Origin of the sequence: Caballeronia sp. LjRoot34 (genome assembly GCF_964253815.1) — a bacterium.
In the GTDB taxonomy this organism is placed as follows: domain Bacteria; phylum Pseudomonadota; class Gammaproteobacteria; order Burkholderiales; family Burkholderiaceae; genus Caballeronia.
Genome location: NZ_CAXUSB020000002.1, coordinates 507,296 through 526,101, shown reverse-complemented (window position 1 = coordinate 526,101; position 18,806 = coordinate 507,296). Strand labels below are relative to the sequence as shown.

The following is an 18,806-nucleotide window of genomic DNA, read 5'->3' as shown; positions in this document are numbered from 1 at the left end:
TGCCGAGTTGTCGACCAAAGCCTCAACCCCACCGTCGAGCGGCGCCTGTTGCCATGAATGGAGGAAAACGTGATCAACGGAAGTGACCCGATTTTGCTGACCCCTGGCCCACTGACTACATCGCCTGCCACCCGCCAGGCGATGCTGCGCGACTGGGGTTCCTGGGACGCGGCTTTCAACCGCATGACAAGCGATATCTGCCGCGACCTGCTTGCGATCGTGTCCGGCCAAAAAGATTTTGTGTGCGTTCCCATGCAAGGCAGCGGCACGTTTTCCGTGGAAGCCGCGCTCGGTTCGCTCGTGCCGCGCGACGCCGTGGTGCTCGTGCCGAACAACGGCGCGTATTGCACACGCTTGCTGAAAATACTGGAGCGGCTGGGCGTGACGTCGGTCGAACTGACGTTTCGCGATGATGAGCCGGCGAGCGTCGCGCGGATCGAGGACATGTTTCGCCACGAGCCGCGCATCACGCATGTGGCGCAGGTGCATCTGGAGACGAGCGCGGGTTTGCTGAACCCGCTCGACGACATCGCGGCGTTGTGCAAGCGACACGGCAAGAGCCTGATCGTCGATGCAATGAGTTCGTTCGGCGCATTGCCTATCGATGTATCGAAGGGCGGTATCGACGCGGTGATTTCCGCCAGCGGCAAGTGTCTCGAAGGCGTGCCGGGGATGGGTTTCGTGATCGTGCGACGCACGCTGCTGGAAGCGTCGGCGGGCAACTCGCGCTCGCTCGCGCTGGATCTCCACGATCAATACGCGTACATGATGAAGACCACGCAATGGCGCTTTACACCGCCTACGCATGTGGTCGCCGCGTTGCGCGCGGCGCTTGACCAGTTCATCGCGGAAGGGGGGCAGCCGGCACGTGGCGCGCGCTATCGCCGCCATTGCGCGGCATTGATCGAGGGTATGGCGGCGCTGGGTTTCAAGCCGTTCCTGGATGCCGCTGTGCAGGCGCCGGTGATCGTTACGTTCCACGCGCCGCACGATCCGGCCTACGATTTCAAGCGCTTTTATGAAGCCGTCCGCGATACGGGTTACGTGCTCTATCCGGGCAAGCTGACGGAAGTGGAGACGTTCCGCGTGGGGTGCATCGGCGCAATCGATACGAACGAAATGTTTAACGCGGTAGCGGCCATCGGGCGGGCGCTGGGCACGCTGCACGTGCTGCCGGCAGACTTGACGGCAGCGTGAGATCAGCGTGAAGCCCGGGCATTCAGGCGATCACCAGCTCCGGCCCGCGCGCGGCGATTGCGCGGCGCATGGCTTTGTCGGGCGCGACTTCGGTAATCAGGTAACGCGCCTTCTCGAAGTCGCGGATACGCACGGGCGTGACGTTGCCGAACTTCGAGTTGTCCGCGACGATAGCCGCCGCGCTCGCCGCCAGGATCATGCGGCTGCGCACTTCGGCGGCCAGGCGCGAATAGTCGGTCAGGAAGCCTTCGGGCGTGATCGCGCCCGCGCCGACAAACGCGAAATCCACGTGATATTGCGAGAGTTGCTGCACGGTATCCAGCCCGAATACCGCGTCCTCGTGGTCCGAGAGTTCACCGCCGAACAGCGTGACCTTGTTGTCGTTGCGGCGCCCAAGCAGAAGCGCGATGCGCCAGTCGTTGGTATAGACCGCCAAGCGGTGCCGGTCGCCGAGTGCGCGGGCGACGGCCTGGGTCGTGCTGCCCGAGTCGATGATCACCGACGCGCCGTCGGGGACGAGTTGCGCGGCACGCTCGCCGATCGCGCGCTTGGCGGCGGCGTTCGCGGCTTCCCGCACGTCGAGGTCCGGCTCCCGGCGATCATTGGACAGCGCGCCGCCGTGGGTGGTCGCGATCAGGCCGCGTTCAGCGAGAGCATTGAGGTCGCGACGGATAGTCTCGCGCGACACGTCGAGTGCGCGCACGAGTTCGGCGACCGACAACGCGCCGTTCTTCGACAACTCCGACAGGATGTATTGATGACGTTGTTCGGCAAGCATCGAGTGCGGCCGGGCATGCCGGCAATGAATGAACTAGCGAATGGATAGACAGGATAGCCCCGAAGATAAACCCGGGACCGCGCGTATTGTAGTACGCGACGGGCCGCTACACGGATGACCATGACAACGACACTTACTCCCCATCGCACCGACGTTGCGATTATCGGCGCGGGTATTCTCGGCCTGGCGCATGCCTATGCGTTCGCTAAACGCGGCTTGCGCGTGACCGTATTCGAGCGCAGCGGCACGCCGGTCGGTGCGTCCATCAGAAATTTTGGCATGGTGCTGGTGACCGGCCAGCCGCCGGGCGCGATGCATGCGCTTGCGCAGGCATCGCGGAAAATATGGCTCGACTGGGCGTCCGGCGCGGCGCTGCATGTCAGGCGTTCCGGCTCGCTGATGTTCGCCCGCAGCGCAGCCGAAGCTCAGGTAATGGAGGCGTTCGCGGCAACGCGCGCCGAGTCGGCGGGCTACGACGCCGCGTTGCTTTCACGCGCCGCGCTCGATGATCTCTACGATGGCCGCTTCCGGAAACATCGCGCTGCACTGCATGGGCGTGCCGATTTGCAGGTGTTTTCGCGCGAGGCGGTGCCTGCGCTCATCGACTATTTGCGGCGTGAGTTCAACGTGGAATTCCGCTTCGGGACGCTCGTGCAGGATGTGGATGGCGGACGGGTCGAGACAACTGCAGGCCAGTGGCGGGCGGAGCATGTTGTGGTTTGCGCGGGACATGATTATCTTTCGCTGCTCGCGCCGCAACTCGCTGCATTGGAACCGCGGGTGTGCCGGTTGCAGATGTTGCGCGTGCGGCCAACCACGCCTTTCGCCCTCGATCATGCCGTGCTGACCGGGTTGAGCTGCCTGCATTACGGCGCGTTCTCGGACCTTCCCGAAGCCGCCGCGCTGCAAGCGGAAGTGGCTGCGCGGGAATCCGCGTTAATCGAGCACGGTATTCATCTGCTGGCGAGCCCGACGCCTGGGGGTGATCTGATCGTGGGTGACTCGCACGATTATGGTGACGATCCGTCACCGTTCAATTCGCAGGCTATCGATGAAATCCTGCTCGGTCTGGCTGAGGACACGCTCGGCGGTACGTTGCGGGTCATCGAACGGTGGCAGGGCGTGTATGGCGCGCGCACCGGGATGTCGGGCGCGCCGTTTTCTGTCCTGCGGGCCGCGCCGAATGTGACCGGCGTGTACATGCATAGCGGCGTGGGCATGAGCGTCGGGCCGGCGCTGGGAGAACGCGTAGTCAGTCATCTGATTGACGGGGCGGCGCTGCCCACAGCGTGACAACTTGTCGCAGACGCGGCACCTTGGCGGCGCGGCTGGTCGTCATGAGGCTATAGCACCAGGCGGCATCATTAGCGATATCACTAAGCAGCGTCATTAAGCCAGCGGCAAGAGTCTATTTCCTCGCTGCACGGCAATGAAAGCACCCCCGACCGGTAAACTCGACGCCTGTTCTTTTCTGCGACCGCGCGGAGTGTTGATCGATGAGCTACAAGAAAGGCATTGTTCTGGAGATCCAGTTTCCGCCCGAGCGTCTGAATGACGGCGCGGGAGACCCGTACTGGATCGATCTGACGCTCGACGAAGCCCGCCGTCTCCACGACCAGCTTGCGAGACGCTTCGCGAGCGAGGCGCAGGCAAACCAGCCCCTCGATACGTTCACAATGGAATAAGCCGTCGTTCGCACTCGACCGGGGTTTGGGGGTGCTACTAGCCGCTAACGGCCCGAGGAGAACGACCGTCCACTCACCCTCCGTTGCAAGTAGGGCTCGACAGATTGCGGAAACGGTTCGGCCAATCCCCCGATATCGCCTCCTGTGCCGCTGCCAGCGGCACATCCCCCGTGCACACGCAGCGCTTCAGAAACACCACCAGCCGTTCCTTGCGGCGCTGCCCTGCACGCCCGTCCCAGCGGCGGATATCGAGGTTCGCCTCAGCGGTCGGGGAGCCGCCCAGCAGGATCGGCATGCGGTGATCGAGCGCGTAGTCCGAAGCATTCTGCGGGTTCACATGGCGTTGACTCAGCAGTTGCTCCTTCTGGCGCTGCAAGGTGTCGAAGGGAGGCAGGACATCGTCGGCATAACCGGGGCGGCAGATCGTGTCCACAATGCTCGACTGGGTCACGCGCGGGTCAAGCAGTTCCGCTTTTTGCGCGTGAACCGGCACACCGCCGGCCGAAAGCGCAAGCAGGAACCACACGATGGCAACACGCCGGCGACCATGCCGGCGGTGACGGTGACGCGAAAAAAACCTTCTATTCATTCGGCGATCGGGCCGCGCCGGAGACGCAACGGCCATGTGTCGGAGCGAGAGGAGGGGCTAATTAAAACACATGCGCGTTCCGGGAACGGAATCGGACATTAATCACGAACGTGAAATGACCTGCGCCGAACGACGCCGATCGAGAGTAAATCGTGCTGGAGCGTTTAGACCGCGTGCTGCTCGAGCGCCGTATGGAGCGCTATTGCTTCGTCGTAAAAACGTGCATAGGCCGCGCGGATCGCCGCGGTGTCGTAGCCTTGTCCTGGCGCTATCGCGCATGCGTGCTGCAGGTCCAGGCAGGCATCGGAGAAAGAGGTGGCGCCGACCACGAACGCCGCGCCCTTCATCCGATGCGCCAGTTCAAGCAGACGATGGAAGTCCGCCGATGCGAACGCCCGGCGCGCCTCATCGAGATCCTGCCGGTTCTCCGACTGCAATGCATCGACCAGGGCGGCGGCCTGGTCCCCGAAGCCGTTGAGCCGGTCCACGTTAAAACGCGGGACCGTGGATGGGAAAACGGCGGTGCCGGGTTCCGCAACGGCGTGATCGACAGGTTGAGCAGGTTCGTGCGTGATATCCGAGGGGCCGTCGAACGCGCTGTTCAATTGCCCCGGATAGGAAACGGACATACTGAGCGCAGCTGAAACGCCGCTGCCGACGGCCCTGTTCGCCGGGAAGTTTTGCGTGGGGCCATAGGTATCGGCGTGCGCACGGCCTGACGCGAAGGACCTGGCAGAACCAATCGATGCGGTCGACACATGCATGGGCGCAGCGACGCCCAATACGCGATCGAAGAAGGACCTGGAATCCGATGGCGGCGTCGGATGCTCAGCGCGAGCGGCAACCGGCAAGACGGCGCCCGGCGCGGCGACCTTGGACGCCCGCTGATCCTGCATGGCAAGTACCAGCGCGCGGTGTAGCGCATCGAGCCCCAGCGGCTTGACGAGGCACAGCGTCATGCCTGCGTCGAGCGCTTGAGTCAGCGCCTCGGGCTGCGCGTTCGCGGTCACGCCTACGATAGGCGTCAGCTTCGGATCGGCGTTCGCACGCGTCAGCGCCAGTTCGCGCGCGCGAATTGCACGCGCAAGGTCCTCGCCGCTCATCGTGGGCATCGAACAATCGGTCAGGATCAAATCGAACGGAGCGCCTTCTTGCCGCTGCTGTTCCCAACGCGCAAAAGCAGCCCCGCCGTCATTCGCGGTTTCAATCACGCAGCGGAGCGTAGTCAACTGGCTCGCCAGCAGGATGCGATTGGCCGGATGATCGTCGACAACGAGTACATGCAGGCCGAGCACGTCATGTGTATCGAGTTCCGGCGTGTGTGCGGCCGCAAGCGTGTCCAGCGGCGGCCGGGCTACAGGCAAGCGGACCCGCACGGTGAAGCGGCTTCCCTGCCCGGGTTTGCTGGACAACCGGATCGTGCCGCCCATCATGTCCATCAAGCGCCGGCAGATGGTGAGGCCGAGACCCGTGCCGCCAAAGCGGCCGGGGCGCTCCTGTCGCGCCTGCACGAACGGCGCGAACAGCAACGCTTGCTGATCCGCCGGGATACCGATGCCGCTGTCGGAGACTGCCAGCAACAGTTCGCGACGCGCGATGCGTGCATCGTCACCTAGAGGGCTATGCGCGTGGCCCTTCCTCACCGCCCCGATCGCATACTCGAGCGTCACGTGTCCCGCATCCGTGAACTTGATCGCATTCGACAACAGGTTGCCCAGCACTTGCCTCAGGCGCAGCGCGTCGGCCATCACCCATGCGCGCTCGTGCTCGAGTTCGTGCTCTTGACGGCCACGCATACGCACAACCAGCGCGACGCCTTTGCTGCGCGCCGCCGGCTCATAGATCGCCACCACGCTTTTCACCCATTCGCCCAATTCCAGCGGTGCAGAGGTCAACACGAGCCGGCCTGCTTCGATCTTCGCCATGTCGAGGATATCGTCGATCATTCCAAGCAGATCATGCGCTGCCTGATGCGCCGTGCCCAACGCCCGCTCCGTCGATGCGCGGTCCCCCGGACTGCGCAATTCGAGTTCGAGAAGTCCGAGCACGGCGTTCATCGGCGTACGGATTTCGTGGCTCATGGTGGCGAGGAACGTCGACTTCGCGCGGTTCGCGGTTTCGGCTTCTTCCTTTGCCAAGCGCATCGCATGTTCGGCCGCCCGCCGGCGCGCGATCTGCGCTTTCAACGACACCGCCCAGCCGATCAACAGCGCCAGCAGCGCCGCACCCAGCAGCGCGCCGAAAATGACTTGCGGACGCCGCCGTTCCCACTGGCTTTCCGGATGTTCGATAAGCATCCAGCGGCGGCGGATGGCATCAAGTTCGCCGGGCTGCATGTGTTCGATCGCGCGGTTCATGATCGACAGCAGCATGGGCTGGTTACGCGCCACGAGAAAACCGTGCTGCACGGGCTGATCCGAGAACGCGCCCGTGATGACGAGCTTGTTGCGATACGGATTGCCGACAGCATAGTTGGCGAAGGTCATGTCAATGATGGTGGCGTCGGCTTGGCCGTTCACCACGGCATCGAACTGGCCATTGATCGGCGATGTCTCCACGATACGCACCGAAGGCATGCGCTCGCGCAACATGTTCATGAGCGCATGGTTGCGCCACAGCGCAACGCGTTTTCCAGCAAGCGCTTGCGCATCGCGCAGCGGCTCCGCGCCCGCGCGCGTGAGGATGACAAGCACGCCTTCGCCATACGGTTTGCTCGGCGCGAATTGCAGCGGGATCTGTCCCGCGCTCAGCCCGTAGGCGATCAGGCTCGCGCGGCCGTCGCCCAGGTCATCGGTCACCCGCTCCGTCGAACCGCGCAGCCGGCCTTCGAAGCTAAGGCCCGTGAGGGCGCCGATAGCCGCAAGCATATCGATGGCCAGACCCGCGGGCTTGCCGCTTGAATCACGGAACGTCATGGGCGCGGCGTCGGCATACATGGAGTAGTCGATCACCGGATGCGCGGTTATCCAGGCACGTTGCGCATCGCTTAACGTCAGCGGCCGGGTGAACGTCACCGCGGCGGCAGCGGCCCATCGCGCACGCACTTCGAGCAGAAAGCGGGGTGGCAGCGCGGCAAGCGCCGCATCCACGCGTTGACGCTGGACATCTCCTGCGGCGTCACCGGCAAAGGCGAAGCTGTAGCCGGCTTCATCGAATGCCGCAAAGCCCGAGATGGTGAGGCTCACCAGGTCCAGGTGATCGATTGTGTAACCTGCCGTGGCCAGGTCGCCCACAAACGCGTCCGCATCGCCTAGCGACACAGCCAGCAGCGCACTCAACGTATCGCGATAGCCGACCGGTCGCAGCGCGGGATAAGCGTCGTGCAACCGTTGCGCCGACGTTTGCTGCTCGACATAAGCAAGACGTCCCGTGCGACCGCCCGCAACACGCCGCTCAACGAAGACTTGCTTGGTCGCAACATAAGGCCGGCTGTAACGCAGCGCCGGTCCTGCGTCATTGCCGGTCGCACTGGTCGCGGCATCGATGCGATGGTGGCGCAGCGCGTCCATCATGGCAGGACGATCAGAAAAGGTCCGCCATTCAAGCGGCCTTTGCAACGCGATAGCCACGCGTTGCGCGAAATCGGCAGAGACGCCGCTGACTCCCGGACCGGATTCATCCGGATCATTCATTTCCATGGGCGGCAACGCGCCCGGGACCGCGCCCACGATAAACGGCTTGGGCGTTGCGGCATTGACTGCAACGGAAAGTGCCAGCAGACAGGCGAACGCTATTGCCTGATGCAACGCCCTGATGCTTTGTATCGCCACGTGTGTCCTTAGCGAACTCATTGGGTGATTGCCTGCGCACAGCGCTAGACACGCGTTCCTGAAAAGAGCGCCAGTGTCGCAAATACGAGCGGCCGCGCCAATTGGGGAAATTGAAACGGTCAGTTAACCTAAATGACACAGTCACATTGAGCATGCAGGACGGGCGCTGCGTCCGGTTATTCCAGGGCCGGCATGCGCACCTCGACGGCGCACCTCGACGGAACACGTTCGATGTACGTCGGGCACTAAGTTCGACATTAATGACCGGACTGCCATCGAGTAAAATTAACGCCTTAGTTAAATTGAGTCGATGAAGAGAGCCGCTAAGCCGCTATCTAGTTAGTGGCTTTCTTCGTTTTAACCTTACAAATATCTCGATCGTACTTTACGAATAGTCTTCTCTATCCCAGGCCGCCCCCTCTCTTAGCCCCCCGCTAGCAGGTTTCTGACAGAAACTGATTTCACCGCTACCATTCAGCAAGGTTTTGTTGCCGTATCCAATCAGCTCGCTCGTGCCGATACATGACACATCGCTCAAACGAGCCATCCGGGCCACGCAACATTCAACCTGACCGGCCAAGCGTCAACGTTCATTGTCGGCGTGACCATGCTCGTTCGCTTTCCCCAATGCGTTTCGTGTTGCTCGTACCAAGCTGTCCGTCTGGCAATCGTCGCGTAGTCGTTCGTATCACGCTCCACCCATGACCATCAGCTATCGACTCTCAGCCGATGGTTTTTCCGGCGGTCGGTGCAGGCGTGTCTCCGGTCTTCCAGCCCGTAGCCGTGCATGCGCACGCCGCCTGCCTGCTCATTCACTCGCGCAAGAGGACACACATGAAGACGAAACTCATCGCAGCGCTACTCGCAGCAGCGCTAGCCCAAGTCGCCCTTCCTTCGCAGGCGCAAGTTGCCGGCTCGCAGACAATCGGCATCAGCGTGGAAGAATCCACGGCCATCCTGGACGGGTGGAGCATCAAGAAATCCATCCTGAACAAGCCGGTTGTCAACGAGAACGGTGATCGGGTCGGCGTGATTCACGACATCATCGTGGCGCCGGACAAGGCGGTGTCGTTTGCGATCGTCGCAGCCAGCCAGTTCGCAGGCGTCTCGCATCACGACGTTGCCATTCCCATTGAGCAACTCGATATAGTCGGCGGCAAGATCGTATTGGCGGGCGCGACGAAGGCGGCGATCAAGGCGCTGCCGGAATTTGAATACGCGAAGATGCCCGCCACGCCGAAGACCCGCGCGGCCTTCACGAACGACCATCATTGAAATGATGTGAGGTTTGCTGCGGCTGGCGCTGAACGCCGCAGCAAATGACCCACGTATAGCGTGAATTCAGCCCGGCAGCTTTGCTGCCAGTACATCGATCTTCATGATCTGCGGGGGCGAGGCGAACAGTTCGCCCGCCTTCGCCATCAGCGCTTCGGCGACCTTGCCGGAAAGATGCGCGTCGCGACCGGCTTCGTCGGGGAAGGCATCGAAGATTCCGAACGTGCTTGCGTTCAACTGCAGCGCGAACCACGCGGTCGTGGCCGGCTCCTGTTCGACCAGCGCGAGGCCGCCCAGCAAGAACGCCTCGACATCTTTCTCCTTGCCGGGTTTTGCTTCCAACCGGACCCACAATGCTGTCTTGACCATGTCATCCTCCGTGGAATCGCGTCTGCCGTTTGGGAACGCGTTCATCGATCATAAGACGAGCGCCGCCTGCGTGCCGGTGCTTACCTGTAAAAGCGTGGCAGGCTCTGCAAGAACTGCATTGAAAAGGAACCCGCGACTGGGCGCCGCAGGTTCCTTTCACATACCCATGCGCTCAGCGCCCATCACGCCGGTACGCTTTCTGCCTTTTCCGCCCGCGCCCATACGCGATGTTTCGACAACGCCGCAATAAACGCCTTCATCACCTTGTTCGCGTCGCTGCCTACGCTGATGCCCTCGTCACCGGTCGGCAGATGGGCGGCGGCCAGCACGTCCTCGCCGTCACCCACCGCGCCGATCGCCTTGAGGTGCTTGAACGATTCGAGTACGAAGTGGCGGGCATCGCCGGATTCCGACAAGAGCTTCGCGCTCGCCGCGCCGCCGGCTACCACCACGCCGTCGAACATGATCGATGGCAAACCGAGAATGGTTGCATCGACTTCCACGCCGTCGCCTAACGTGCCCAACTGCGGCGCGACCACCTTCGCATGCGCACCTTCCGCCGTCAGCGCATCCTTGATCGCCTTGATGGTGGCAATATCCGCGCCCTTCGCGGCGAGAATGGCGACCTTGCGTGTCTTCACCGACGGCTTGGTCTTCGCAACAATGCTCAACGCCGGCGACTCAGCCAGCGATGACTTGCCCAATTCCTCCGTGCTGGCGCTCGCTTTCGGCGCCGGCAGACCGAGGTTATCGGCGACACGCGCACACAGTTCACTGTCGATATTCGCCAGGATTCCAAGTTGCCGTTCACGGATGAGCTTGCGCTCGACCTTGCTCAGCTCAAAGGAATACGCGCCTACGATGTGATCTTTCTCCGGCTTCGTCATGCTGTTCCAGAACAGCGTGGCTTGCGAATAATGATCGGCGAAGGACTCGCTGCGCTGGCGGATCTTCACGGCATCCACGCGTTCCGGATAGGTCTCGAACCCGCCGCCAATTGCGGCGGGTTCAGTTTCCTTTGGCCAGCCACTATCGATGGAATTGGGTTCGTACGAAGCTTGCCCGCGATTCACCGTCATCCGGTGTTTCGCGTCACGCTGGTTGTTGTGCATCGGCGCGATGGTGCGGTTGATCGGGATCTCGTGAAAGTTCGGGCCACCGAGGCGGCTGATCTGCGTGTCCGTATACGAAAACAGACGGCCCTGAAGCAGCGGATCATTCGAAAAGTCGATGCCCGGCACAATGTGCCCGGGACAGAACGCCACCTGCTCCGTTTCAGCGAAAAAATTATCCGGATTGCGATTCAGCGTGAGTTTGCCGAGCATCGTGATTGGCACGATTTCCTCCGGAATGATCTTGGTCGGATCGAGCAGATCGAAGTCGAACGAATGCTCGTCGTCCTCCTCCACGATCTGTACGCCCAGCTCCCATTCCGGGTAGTCGCCCATGTCGATCGCTTCCCACAGATCGCGCCGATGAAAATCCGCATCCTTGCCGGCCAGCTTCTGCGCTTCGTCCCATAAGAGCGAGGCCGAACCAATAGTCGGGCGCCAGTGGAATTTAACGAACCTGCCCTTGCCCTCGGCATTCACCAGACGAAACGTATGGATACCGAATCCTTCCATGGTCCGCAGGCTGCGCGGAATGGCGCGGTCCGACATGGTCCACAACACCATGTGCGCGGACTCCGGCACGAGCGAGACAAAGTCCCAGAACGTATCGTGTGCTGAGCCGCCCTGCGGCATTTCGTTATGCGGTTCCGGTTTGACTGCATGAACGAAGTCCGGGAACTTGATTGCGTCCTGGATGAAAAAGACGGGCATGTTGTTGCCGACCAGGTCGAAGTTGCCTTCTTCGGTGTAGAACTTGACGGCAAACCCCCGCACGTCGCGCACGGTGTCCGCCGAACCACGTGAGCCCTGCACCGTCGAGAATCGTACGTACACCGGCGTTTCCTTGTTCGGGTCCAGCAGGAATGCCGCTTTCGTCAGGTCCGTATGCGCCTTGTACGGCTTGAACACGCCATGCGCGGCTGACCCGCGTGCATGGACGATGCGCTCGGGAATCCGCTCGTGATCGAAGTGCGTGATTTTTTCACGCATGATGAAATCTTCGAGCAGCGAGGGTCCGCGAGGACCCGCTTTCAGGGTGTTCTGGTTATCAGAAACCTTGATGCCCTGGTTGGTCGTCAGGGCTTGATCCGTCGCGTCCGAGCGAAACGGCTCAAGACTGTCGAGCTTGGGATTGGTGTTGTTTTGTGAGGGGGTGCGCGCAACTGCGCTGGTGTTTTTTGAGGGCGCGGACGCGCCAGCATTCTTCTTCGAGGTCGGCATCGGGAGGACTCCAGTGTGCAGTTGAAGTGGCGCATTCGACATGCGCTCGTTCGTCCGTTCGCAACTTGTGTTCCCGCCGACGCCGATTCAAACCCTCGTCAAACCCTTGGCAATTGCCCGCTGATTGCCCGCTATTTCACTTCAACCTTGCGTTGCTGCAGTGCGCGAATCCGGCCCATGGCTTCATGATCGGTCGTCGCGGCCTGATACATCTTGGCGAGATCCGCCTTCAGTTGCGTGCGCGAACCGCCGTCGAGATAAATCATGTGGCCCGACGGGTAGAACTTCGCCGTTAAATTCTCCCGCACGGTTTTATCGATGAGCGGCATTTGCTGCAGGTCGATCACCGTCTGGTAGAACGGCGTCACGAAGTCGTAGAAACCATTCGCCGACAACACCTTCAAGTCGATGTTGAGCGCCATCACCGCAGCCAGATCACCGGCCGTATAGAGAATGACGTTACCCTTCGCGTCCACGCCCTTCTGGGCGCCCGTCGGGTCCGTGTGATGGAAGTCCCAGTTGGCGAAAGCCTGGTCGTTGAGGTCCGTAAACGACGACGTGGACGTGAACTTCAACTGCTCGTTCAGGTACTCGTTCCACATCGCCGTGTAAGCCCCGGTCACGGCTGTCATGGTGGGATCGTTGCCGCCGGAGTTCGGATCGATCTTGCCCGCGATACCCGTCGAAATAGCGGTCACGCGGCCGTCGTAGGAACCTAGCGCCACGCCTTTGGACTTGAGCAGCGTGGTGAGAAAGAGCGAGTTGCCGCGGCTGTCGTAGGAAGCGACGTCGAGACTCCACGCGATCAGCGTGGCTTTGTCGATGCCCGTGTATTCGGATAGTTTCTCCACGGTGTCGTTGTCCGTCTGCGGAAATTTACGCAGCGCCGCGAGGTAATCCGTGCGCGCGAATTGCGCGATTTCCTCGGCGAACGTCAGCAGATCCGTGGGCCGCGGATGCACCCCCAGCTTGCGATGAAACCAGGCATCGGCGGCGGCGGTCGGCAGCGCGCCGACCGGATTGCCGGATTGCGTGTAGTCGAGAATGGACGACTGCAGCGTGATGCCGTTCAGGTCCACGCCGTCCTCGTGCAAGAGGTACGCGAGCACGCAACTGCGCGCCGTGCCATACGACTCGCCATATAGAAATTTCGGCGAATTCCAGCGATTGTTTTTCGTCAGGAAGCGCTTGATGAATTGCTTAAGGGAATTCGCGTCCTGGTCGACGCCCCAGAAATCGCGGTTCTTGTTCGGCGCGATGGCCGCCGAATAACCCGTGCCGACCGGGTTGATGAACACGAGATCGCTCTTGTCGAGCAAGCTGTCCGGGTTGTCCTCCATCTGGTAGGGCGCGGGCGGCGTGAACGCGGGCGTGGAGGTCTTGATCCGTTGCGGAGCGAAAGATCCGAGCAGCACGAATACTGACGACGATCCCGGTCCGCCGTTATAGAAAAACGTGACCGGGCGCGATTCTTCAGTTTGATGATCCTGCGTGAACGCGACGTAGAACAGCTTCGCGTCGGGCTTGGAACTGCTTGGATCGACGATCACAAGATGCCCGGCCGTCGCCGTGTAGTCGATCGTCTTGCCGCCTATGACGGCCGAGTGATGCGTGATGGCGGCGTTTTCGTCGGTCTGGGTCGCGTCGATGGAATCGTCGGGACCGTTGCCGTAAGCGGTGGGATCGAAGTAAGGCTGATCCCCCGTTGAAGATTTTTTCGCCGCTGAACTGGAGTTCGTCATGATTGCTCCCTTGCCGGTGTTGTTGGAGTTCTTGCCTGGCCCATCGTCATAGCACTATCAAAACTGAACCAATCAACTAAAACTTTACTTCAGCGCAGCCGCGACTTTCACGCCGTCCGGGCTACCCAGCCCTGTACACGCGTCCCATCCCGCCGTCGCCTCGAAGCTGCCGTTGTTGCCCTGCGTGATGTCGTGGCCCGCAGTCTTCGCACCATACAGCTTCGGGTTGAGGAAACCCACCGGCTTGCCGGCCGCCGCGTTGATCCGGGCGATCAGCCCCGCCCATAGCGGCGCCACCGCACTCGTGCCACCCACGACCGTCTGTGTCCCGCCGATAATCACATCGTAGCCCGTGACCGGCGACGCGTCGCCTGCGACATCGGGCACGCCGCGCTTGGTCAGCGCCGACTTGCCGCCGCTGACCCGCGTGACGCTCAAGCCTTCCTGCCAGACCGGCAACGCAAACACGGCGCTCACGCCGCCCCCGCCCGCGCCGCCCTGCTCGCCGTCGTTCCATACCACTTCGCTGCTGATCCCTTTCGCCGATGCCCGCAGTTGCGTTCCACCGCACGCGAGCACGTATGGGCTCGACGCCGGGAAATCGACGTGATCTTGCCCGTCCGTGGCGCCGTCGCTGGACCCGCTGTCGCCGGAGGCCACGCACACGGTCACGCCCAGTGCCGCGGCCGATTGCAGGACTTCGTCGAAGGCGTTTTGCGATTGCGACGTCCAGTTGGTTTCCGGTCCGCCCCAACTGATCGAGATGACCGATGGCTTGTTGGTATCGTCGTGAATCGCGCGGTTGACGGCGTCGATAAAACCCGCGTCGCTGTTGGCCGTGAAATACACCGCGATGCGCGCGCCCGGAACAATCGCGCCGACAATTTCGATGTCCAGCGCCACCTCGCCGTCGGGCCCGTTCGGGTTACCCGTTGGCGCGTTTTTGGCCTGGTCGACGCCAACCGCAACCACCGTCGGCTGCGCCACGCCCAGTTGCGAAAAATAGGCGCTCAGGTCGCTTTCGCTATATCCCCCGCCCAGTTCGATAATGCCGACGCACTGGCCGCTGCCATCGCCGCTCGGGAAGTCGTAGAGCCGCGCGAGATCGAGCGGCGTGTACGACGTGCTGGATTCGCTGCGCGCTGTCTTGAACGGCGGCCGGAAGCGGAAATGCGGGCGCGCCTGCGGACGGCTGTCGAGACCCAGCACCGCGGTCACCATGTCCTTCATGTCGTCCGGCACGTTCACCGGTCCCGTGCGCCCGCGATACTCGCCGATCGCGTGATGTTCGAAGCGCTCCAGCTTCACGCCGAAGGCCGCGCTGAACTGGGCGATGGTGCCTGACAGCACCACGCTGCGCGAGCCTGCATCGGAGCGGACCACGCTCAGGCCATGCGCCTTCGCGAAGGCTTCCGTCTTGGCCACATCGGTAGCCGATGCCCCGAAACGTTTGCCGAACTCCTCCCGGGAAACCGGCACGGCGTCGGCGGCGCCCGTATTGATCTTTTGCATCAACTGTCGGAACGCGTCCTCGTTTTGCCGCCGAAGCATCACTACTACTTCGATTTTTTCGTCCGGATTGCATGCGCCGATGCAACGTGCGCCTTCGGGTTGCGACTTGTCACTACCGGTTATCGGATGCTTGCTCATGGCTTGTGGCTCCTTGCTGGTACGGAAAAATTCATGTCGCGCGGATTCGGAGTTCGAGATGACTTGCCAGCGATCGCCTCGATTCCAGGTGATCTTTGCCTGCTTCAGCCTGTTATCCGACACGGCGCGACGGGCGCAGTTCCAGCATACGCAAACGATTGCCTTCTGCTTATGCATCGGTTGCAGGGAGACTGTCAATTCGGCGTCGCCCCCGGTTTTGCGCTTGATTCGGGGTAGATCACGGTGCCGTCGGGCTGGGGTAAAGCCTGCGGCGTAAGCGTCGCGGGCCTGACCTGATGAGGGCCCATGATGTGCAGCACGGTCTCGCCTCGCGCAAGCAGATAATCCGCCACAATCCGCCGATGACACCGCCACCACACGGCTTCCGAGCACATGACCGCGCACCGCCGCGCGTGGCCAAGGTCTAGCAATTCTTCCAGCGCTTCGCGGAAAGGGTCGCCCAGTGCGTAGTCGGCGTAATTGCGGAACGCCGGATGGGTCCAGTAGGTGTTCGGCGACGGTTGGTCCGTGTCGCGCTTGCTGCGCCGGCCGCCCAGCGCTGTCATATGCACGTAGGCAACACCCTCTGCACGGAGCGAAGCCGGCAGCGTGTCCAGGTTGAATTGCGGATTGGTCCGCGATCTCGGAATGCTGCGGATATCGACCAGCATTTCAATCTCGCTTTCTTTCAGCAAGGCAGTAAATTCCGCCAGCGGACGCGTCGAATGACCAATGGTGAAAAAAGGCCCGTTCATCTGGCGGTCGATTGGTCCGGCCATCCAATGCACCCGTCAGGACCGGTCTTCCAGATATTCCCGCCGTCCACCGCCGGACAGCCACGGCTCGCGACGGATGCACCAGAGTTCATAGGACGGGTCGAGAAAACCGGTTTCGTCGAAGGCGCCAATCGGCAAGTCGATTTCGTCATTGTTGACATACGCCATGTAGGCGACCGACCCGCATACCGGACAGAAGTGACGGCGGGCATCGGCGGAGCTTTGCCAGGCTTTGGTCACACCCGACATGGTGACCTGCTCCTCCGCATACACCGCGTACGCGCCAAACGCCGAACCATGCACGCGTCGGCATGTCATGCAATGGCAAAGTCCGACGCGATCCGGCGCGGCCGTCGCCGTAAAACGCCACGCACCGCACGCGCAGCCCCCTTCATGTCGAACTTCCTGATCCGTGTTCTGAATCATGTCGTTCATCGCAGCCTCCCTATAATCTGGTATCTGTTATCTACTGGCATGCAGGACCCTGACACCGCTGGCAGCGGCGGCCATGGCAACAATCTTAGTAGCAATCCGCGTGGTAGCAACCTGCGCGCCGCATCGGCTTTGCGACGTGCAAAAAAGTGCGGTTTTGCTACGATGACACCCCACGAGACGGAGATGGCACTCATGAAGCACGTATCCCTGCTGGCTCTGCTCCCCTCCGGCGCAACGGTTACCGCAGCGAGCGGGCCGTACGCGACACCGGCCGCGTCCGATCTCGCGGCCTACGTGCTGTCGCACGAACGCTATGACGCGGCCGTTAACGCGCCGTCTGCGCGCAAGGATTACAAAAACGTGCACGTCGCGGATGTCTTGACCGACGAATACGTGTTCCCGCTCGGAGAAACCGGCAAGTCGATCGTGCTGTCGGGTTACCAGCTTGCGGCCGGATTTCTCGCTGAACGGGCCGCCGACGAATGGCTCGAACTCGCGCGCGAACAGCATGCGGCCAATGGTGGCGCAGACAGCGATGACACGCGGCACGTACCCGATCCCGCAGAAGCCGATCAATTGATGGACCGTGCGCTCGAATCCGCGGAACGCATTCTTGCGCCGTTCGAAGCGGCGCCGGTTGCGTCGTTATTCGAAACGCACTATCGCGGCGCTCGCGAATTTCTTCGCATGAGCTGGGAAGGTTTGCCGGAAGACCTGGTGCCCAAGTCGCGCCGGCCGGCCGTGGTGCTGAAAGCGGCTGCGGATCTGGCGCCGGCATCGGCCACGCAGGACTACGACCCCTACGGGCTGCAGGGCACAAGCGATTACGACGTCGACAAGCCGTTGGCGTATCGTGAAAAAGCCGGTGAAAAAGCCGGTGAAAAGATCGGCCCGTTCCTGTTGACCATGACCTATCGGCATGAATATCCGCAGGTGGACGACGAACGACTCGGCACCGCGTTCGCGGTGTTTCACGAGGCGGGCACGGATATCGTCGCGGCGGCGCTCGAGCTGAAACTCGTAAAAGTGCCGCCCATCCAGAGCAGCGCGGACCTCGTTTATGTCCTCGATACCTACTCCGGCGAGATGCTGTCTCTCGCGCTCGCCGCCACCGAAGCGCTTGGGGCCGAGCGCCTGTGCAGCGTGTTCAATACGCATCGGGTGGTGTATATCAGCACGTGGGAAGTGAGGAAACCGTGGCGCGGCCAGGGCTTGGGGGTCGCGTTGCTGCGTGAGGCGTTGCAACGCCTGCCGGCAGACCCCGATGGGCGTCCCGATGCGTTATGCGTCGCGCCCGAGCCCTATCAGACCGAGGCGCGTTATCTCAGTCAGTTGCCGCCCGCATTGCGCGCCGAGGTCGACGCGCCCGCGCAAAGGCTCACCCGGCATCTGACGCAATGGCTGGATCATGCAAACCTGCCGAACGTAAAGATGCATTTTTTCATCCCGATGGCCAAGCACGAAGGCATTGGGTCGGCGGGGGAAAACGCGCGGCTGATCGACCGGATCATGGAAAGTGAAGCCTGATCCGGTGCTTGTTGTCATCGATATGCAGGCGAAATTGTTGCCGCATATCGATAACGGCGCGGCTGTGCTGAAGCGTTGTTTAACGCTCGTGAAAGCAGCCGGTTTGCTCGATATCCCGGTCCTTGTCACCGAGCAGAATCCGCTCCGCCTTGGCGCGTGCGTCGATGGCCTGATTGGCGAGCGGCAGCGCGCGATCGAGAAGGACACCTTCGACGCCACGCTGTGCCCGGACTTCGTGGCAGCGTTGCCGTCGAAGGAAACTGTGCTGTTCGTGGCCGGTTGCGAAGCGCATGTGTGCGTGTTGCTGACCGTGACCGGCTTGCTGAAACTGGGCTATACGGTGGAACTGATCGCCGATGCGGTCGGCTCACGCGCCCCGGAGAATAAGGCAATCGCGCTGGCTCGAGCGCAGCGCGAGGGCGCGCTTCCTACCACCACGGAAACCGCGATCTTCGGCTGGTTGGGAAGCTGCCGGCATCCGCGTTTCAAGGACGCATTGGCGCTGATCAAATAGCATCGGGAAATGCGCCGCGAGCCATGCACGCCAGTCATGGCTGGCATGAGCAGATTTCGATTGTTGCGGGTTTTTGGCCTGCCTAGAGTGCTTGCACGCGTACGGTCACGTAGCGCTCCGGGATGTCGAGTGGATACTGCGAGTCAATACCGCGAGTAGATGCCGA

At 61.9% G+C, this 18,806-nt stretch carries 14 protein-coding genes and 1 pseudogene; 6 read left to right on the top strand and 9 right to left on the bottom strand.

Annotation, left to right across the window (positions count from 1 at the left end; translation table 11 throughout):
* Positions 1-57: 57 nt before the first annotated feature.
* Positions 58-1,197, top strand: a complete 1,140-nt coding sequence (locus tag ACSQ36_RS21835; RefSeq protein WP_436183536.1) for a 2-aminoethylphosphonate--pyruvate transaminase — start codon at positions 58-60, stop codon at positions 1,195-1,197.
* Positions 1,198-1,219: 22 nt separating this feature from the next.
* Here the strand turns inward: ACSQ36_RS21835 and ACSQ36_RS21830 are convergent, their stop codons facing one another.
* Positions 1,220-1,975, bottom strand: a complete 756-nt coding sequence (locus tag ACSQ36_RS21830) for a DeoR/GlpR family DNA-binding transcription regulator (protein WP_213766154.1) — start codon at positions 1,973-1,975, stop codon at positions 1,220-1,222.
* 111 nt (positions 1,976-2,086) lie between these two features.
* Here ACSQ36_RS21830 and ACSQ36_RS21825 point away from each other — a divergent pair.
* Both ACSQ36_RS21825 and ACSQ36_RS21820 read left to right on the top strand, forming a co-directional pair.
* A pseudogene (locus ACSQ36_RS21825) lies at positions 2,087-3,268 on the top strand (TIGR03364 family FAD-dependent oxidoreductase); the annotation flags it as partial.
* Positions 3,269-3,471: 203 nt separating this feature from the next.
* Positions 3,472-3,660 (top strand): hypothetical protein, encoded by a 189-nt coding sequence (locus tag ACSQ36_RS21820; RefSeq protein WP_213766152.1) that lies wholly within the window; start codon positions 3,472-3,474, stop codon positions 3,658-3,660.
* A 73-nt stretch (positions 3,661-3,733) separates the two neighbouring features.
* On the opposite strand, the gene ACSQ36_RS21815 is transcribed toward ACSQ36_RS21820, so the two are convergent.
* Together ACSQ36_RS21815 and ACSQ36_RS21810 are read right to left on the bottom strand one after the other, a co-directional pair.
* Positions 3,734-4,249: a hypothetical protein gene (locus ACSQ36_RS21815; RefSeq protein ID WP_436183535.1), complete on the bottom strand. Its 516-nt coding sequence runs from the start codon at positions 4,247-4,249 to the stop codon at positions 3,734-3,736.
* Positions 4,250-4,413: 164 nt separating this feature from the next.
* The gene (locus ACSQ36_RS21810) at positions 4,414-8,040 is read right to left on the bottom strand and encodes an ATP-binding protein (RefSeq protein WP_436183534.1); all 3,627 of its coding nucleotides are present in this window, start codon (positions 8,038-8,040) and stop codon (positions 4,414-4,416) included.
* Positions 8,041-8,853: 813 nt separating this feature from the next.
* Between ACSQ36_RS21810 and ACSQ36_RS21805 the strand changes: the two genes are divergently transcribed.
* Entirely contained in the window at positions 8,854-9,294 is a 441-nt protein-coding gene (locus tag ACSQ36_RS21805) for a PRC-barrel domain-containing protein (RefSeq protein WP_213766150.1), read from the top strand.
* Between the two features lie 66 nt (positions 9,295-9,360).
* Here ACSQ36_RS21805 and ACSQ36_RS21800 read toward each other — a convergent pair whose 3' ends face one another.
* From ACSQ36_RS21800 to ACSQ36_RS21775, 6 genes are all read right to left on the bottom strand, one after another.
* The gene (locus ACSQ36_RS21800) at positions 9,361-9,663 is read right to left on the bottom strand and encodes a putative quinol monooxygenase (protein ID WP_213766149.1); all 303 of its coding nucleotides are present in this window, start codon (positions 9,661-9,663) and stop codon (positions 9,361-9,363) included.
* Positions 9,664-9,845: 182 nt separating this feature from the next.
* The gene (katE, locus tag ACSQ36_RS21795) at positions 9,846-11,996 is read right to left on the bottom strand and encodes a catalase HPII (RefSeq protein ID WP_436183533.1); all 2,151 of its coding nucleotides are present in this window, start codon (positions 11,994-11,996) and stop codon (positions 9,846-9,848) included.
* Between the two features lie 131 nt (positions 11,997-12,127).
* Positions 12,128-13,738, bottom strand: a complete 1,611-nt coding sequence (locus ACSQ36_RS21790; protein WP_436183532.1) for a S10 family peptidase — start codon at positions 13,736-13,738, stop codon at positions 12,128-12,130.
* Between the two features lie 84 nt (positions 13,739-13,822).
* Positions 13,823-15,388, bottom strand: a complete 1,566-nt coding sequence (locus ACSQ36_RS21785; RefSeq protein WP_436183531.1) for a S53 family peptidase — start codon at positions 15,386-15,388, stop codon at positions 13,823-13,825.
* A 194-nt stretch (positions 15,389-15,582) separates the two neighbouring features.
* The gene (locus ACSQ36_RS21780; RefSeq protein WP_436184914.1) at positions 15,583-16,143 is read right to left on the bottom strand and encodes a DUF488 domain-containing protein; all 561 of its coding nucleotides are present in this window, start codon (positions 16,141-16,143) and stop codon (positions 15,583-15,585) included.
* A gap of 36 nt (positions 16,144-16,179) precedes the next feature.
* Positions 16,180-16,599, bottom strand: coding sequence for a GFA family protein (locus tag ACSQ36_RS21775; protein ID WP_436183530.1), 420 nt, complete (start codon positions 16,597-16,599; stop codon positions 16,180-16,182).
* Positions 16,600-16,791: 192 nt separating this feature from the next.
* Here ACSQ36_RS21775 and ACSQ36_RS21770 point away from each other — a divergent pair, with 192 nt between their 5' ends.
* Both ACSQ36_RS21770 and ACSQ36_RS21765 read left to right on the top strand, forming a co-directional pair.
* A complete protein-coding gene (locus ACSQ36_RS21770; RefSeq protein WP_436183529.1) occupies positions 16,792-18,126 on the top strand; it encodes an inositol monophosphatase in 1,335 nt (444 codons plus the stop codon).
* Positions 18,116-18,640 (top strand): isochorismatase family protein, encoded by a 525-nt coding sequence (locus ACSQ36_RS21765; protein WP_436183528.1) that lies wholly within the window; start codon positions 18,116-18,118, stop codon positions 18,638-18,640. Before ACSQ36_RS21770 ends, ACSQ36_RS21765 begins: the two co-directional genes overlap by 11 nt.
* Positions 18,641-18,806: the final 166 nt, after the last annotated feature.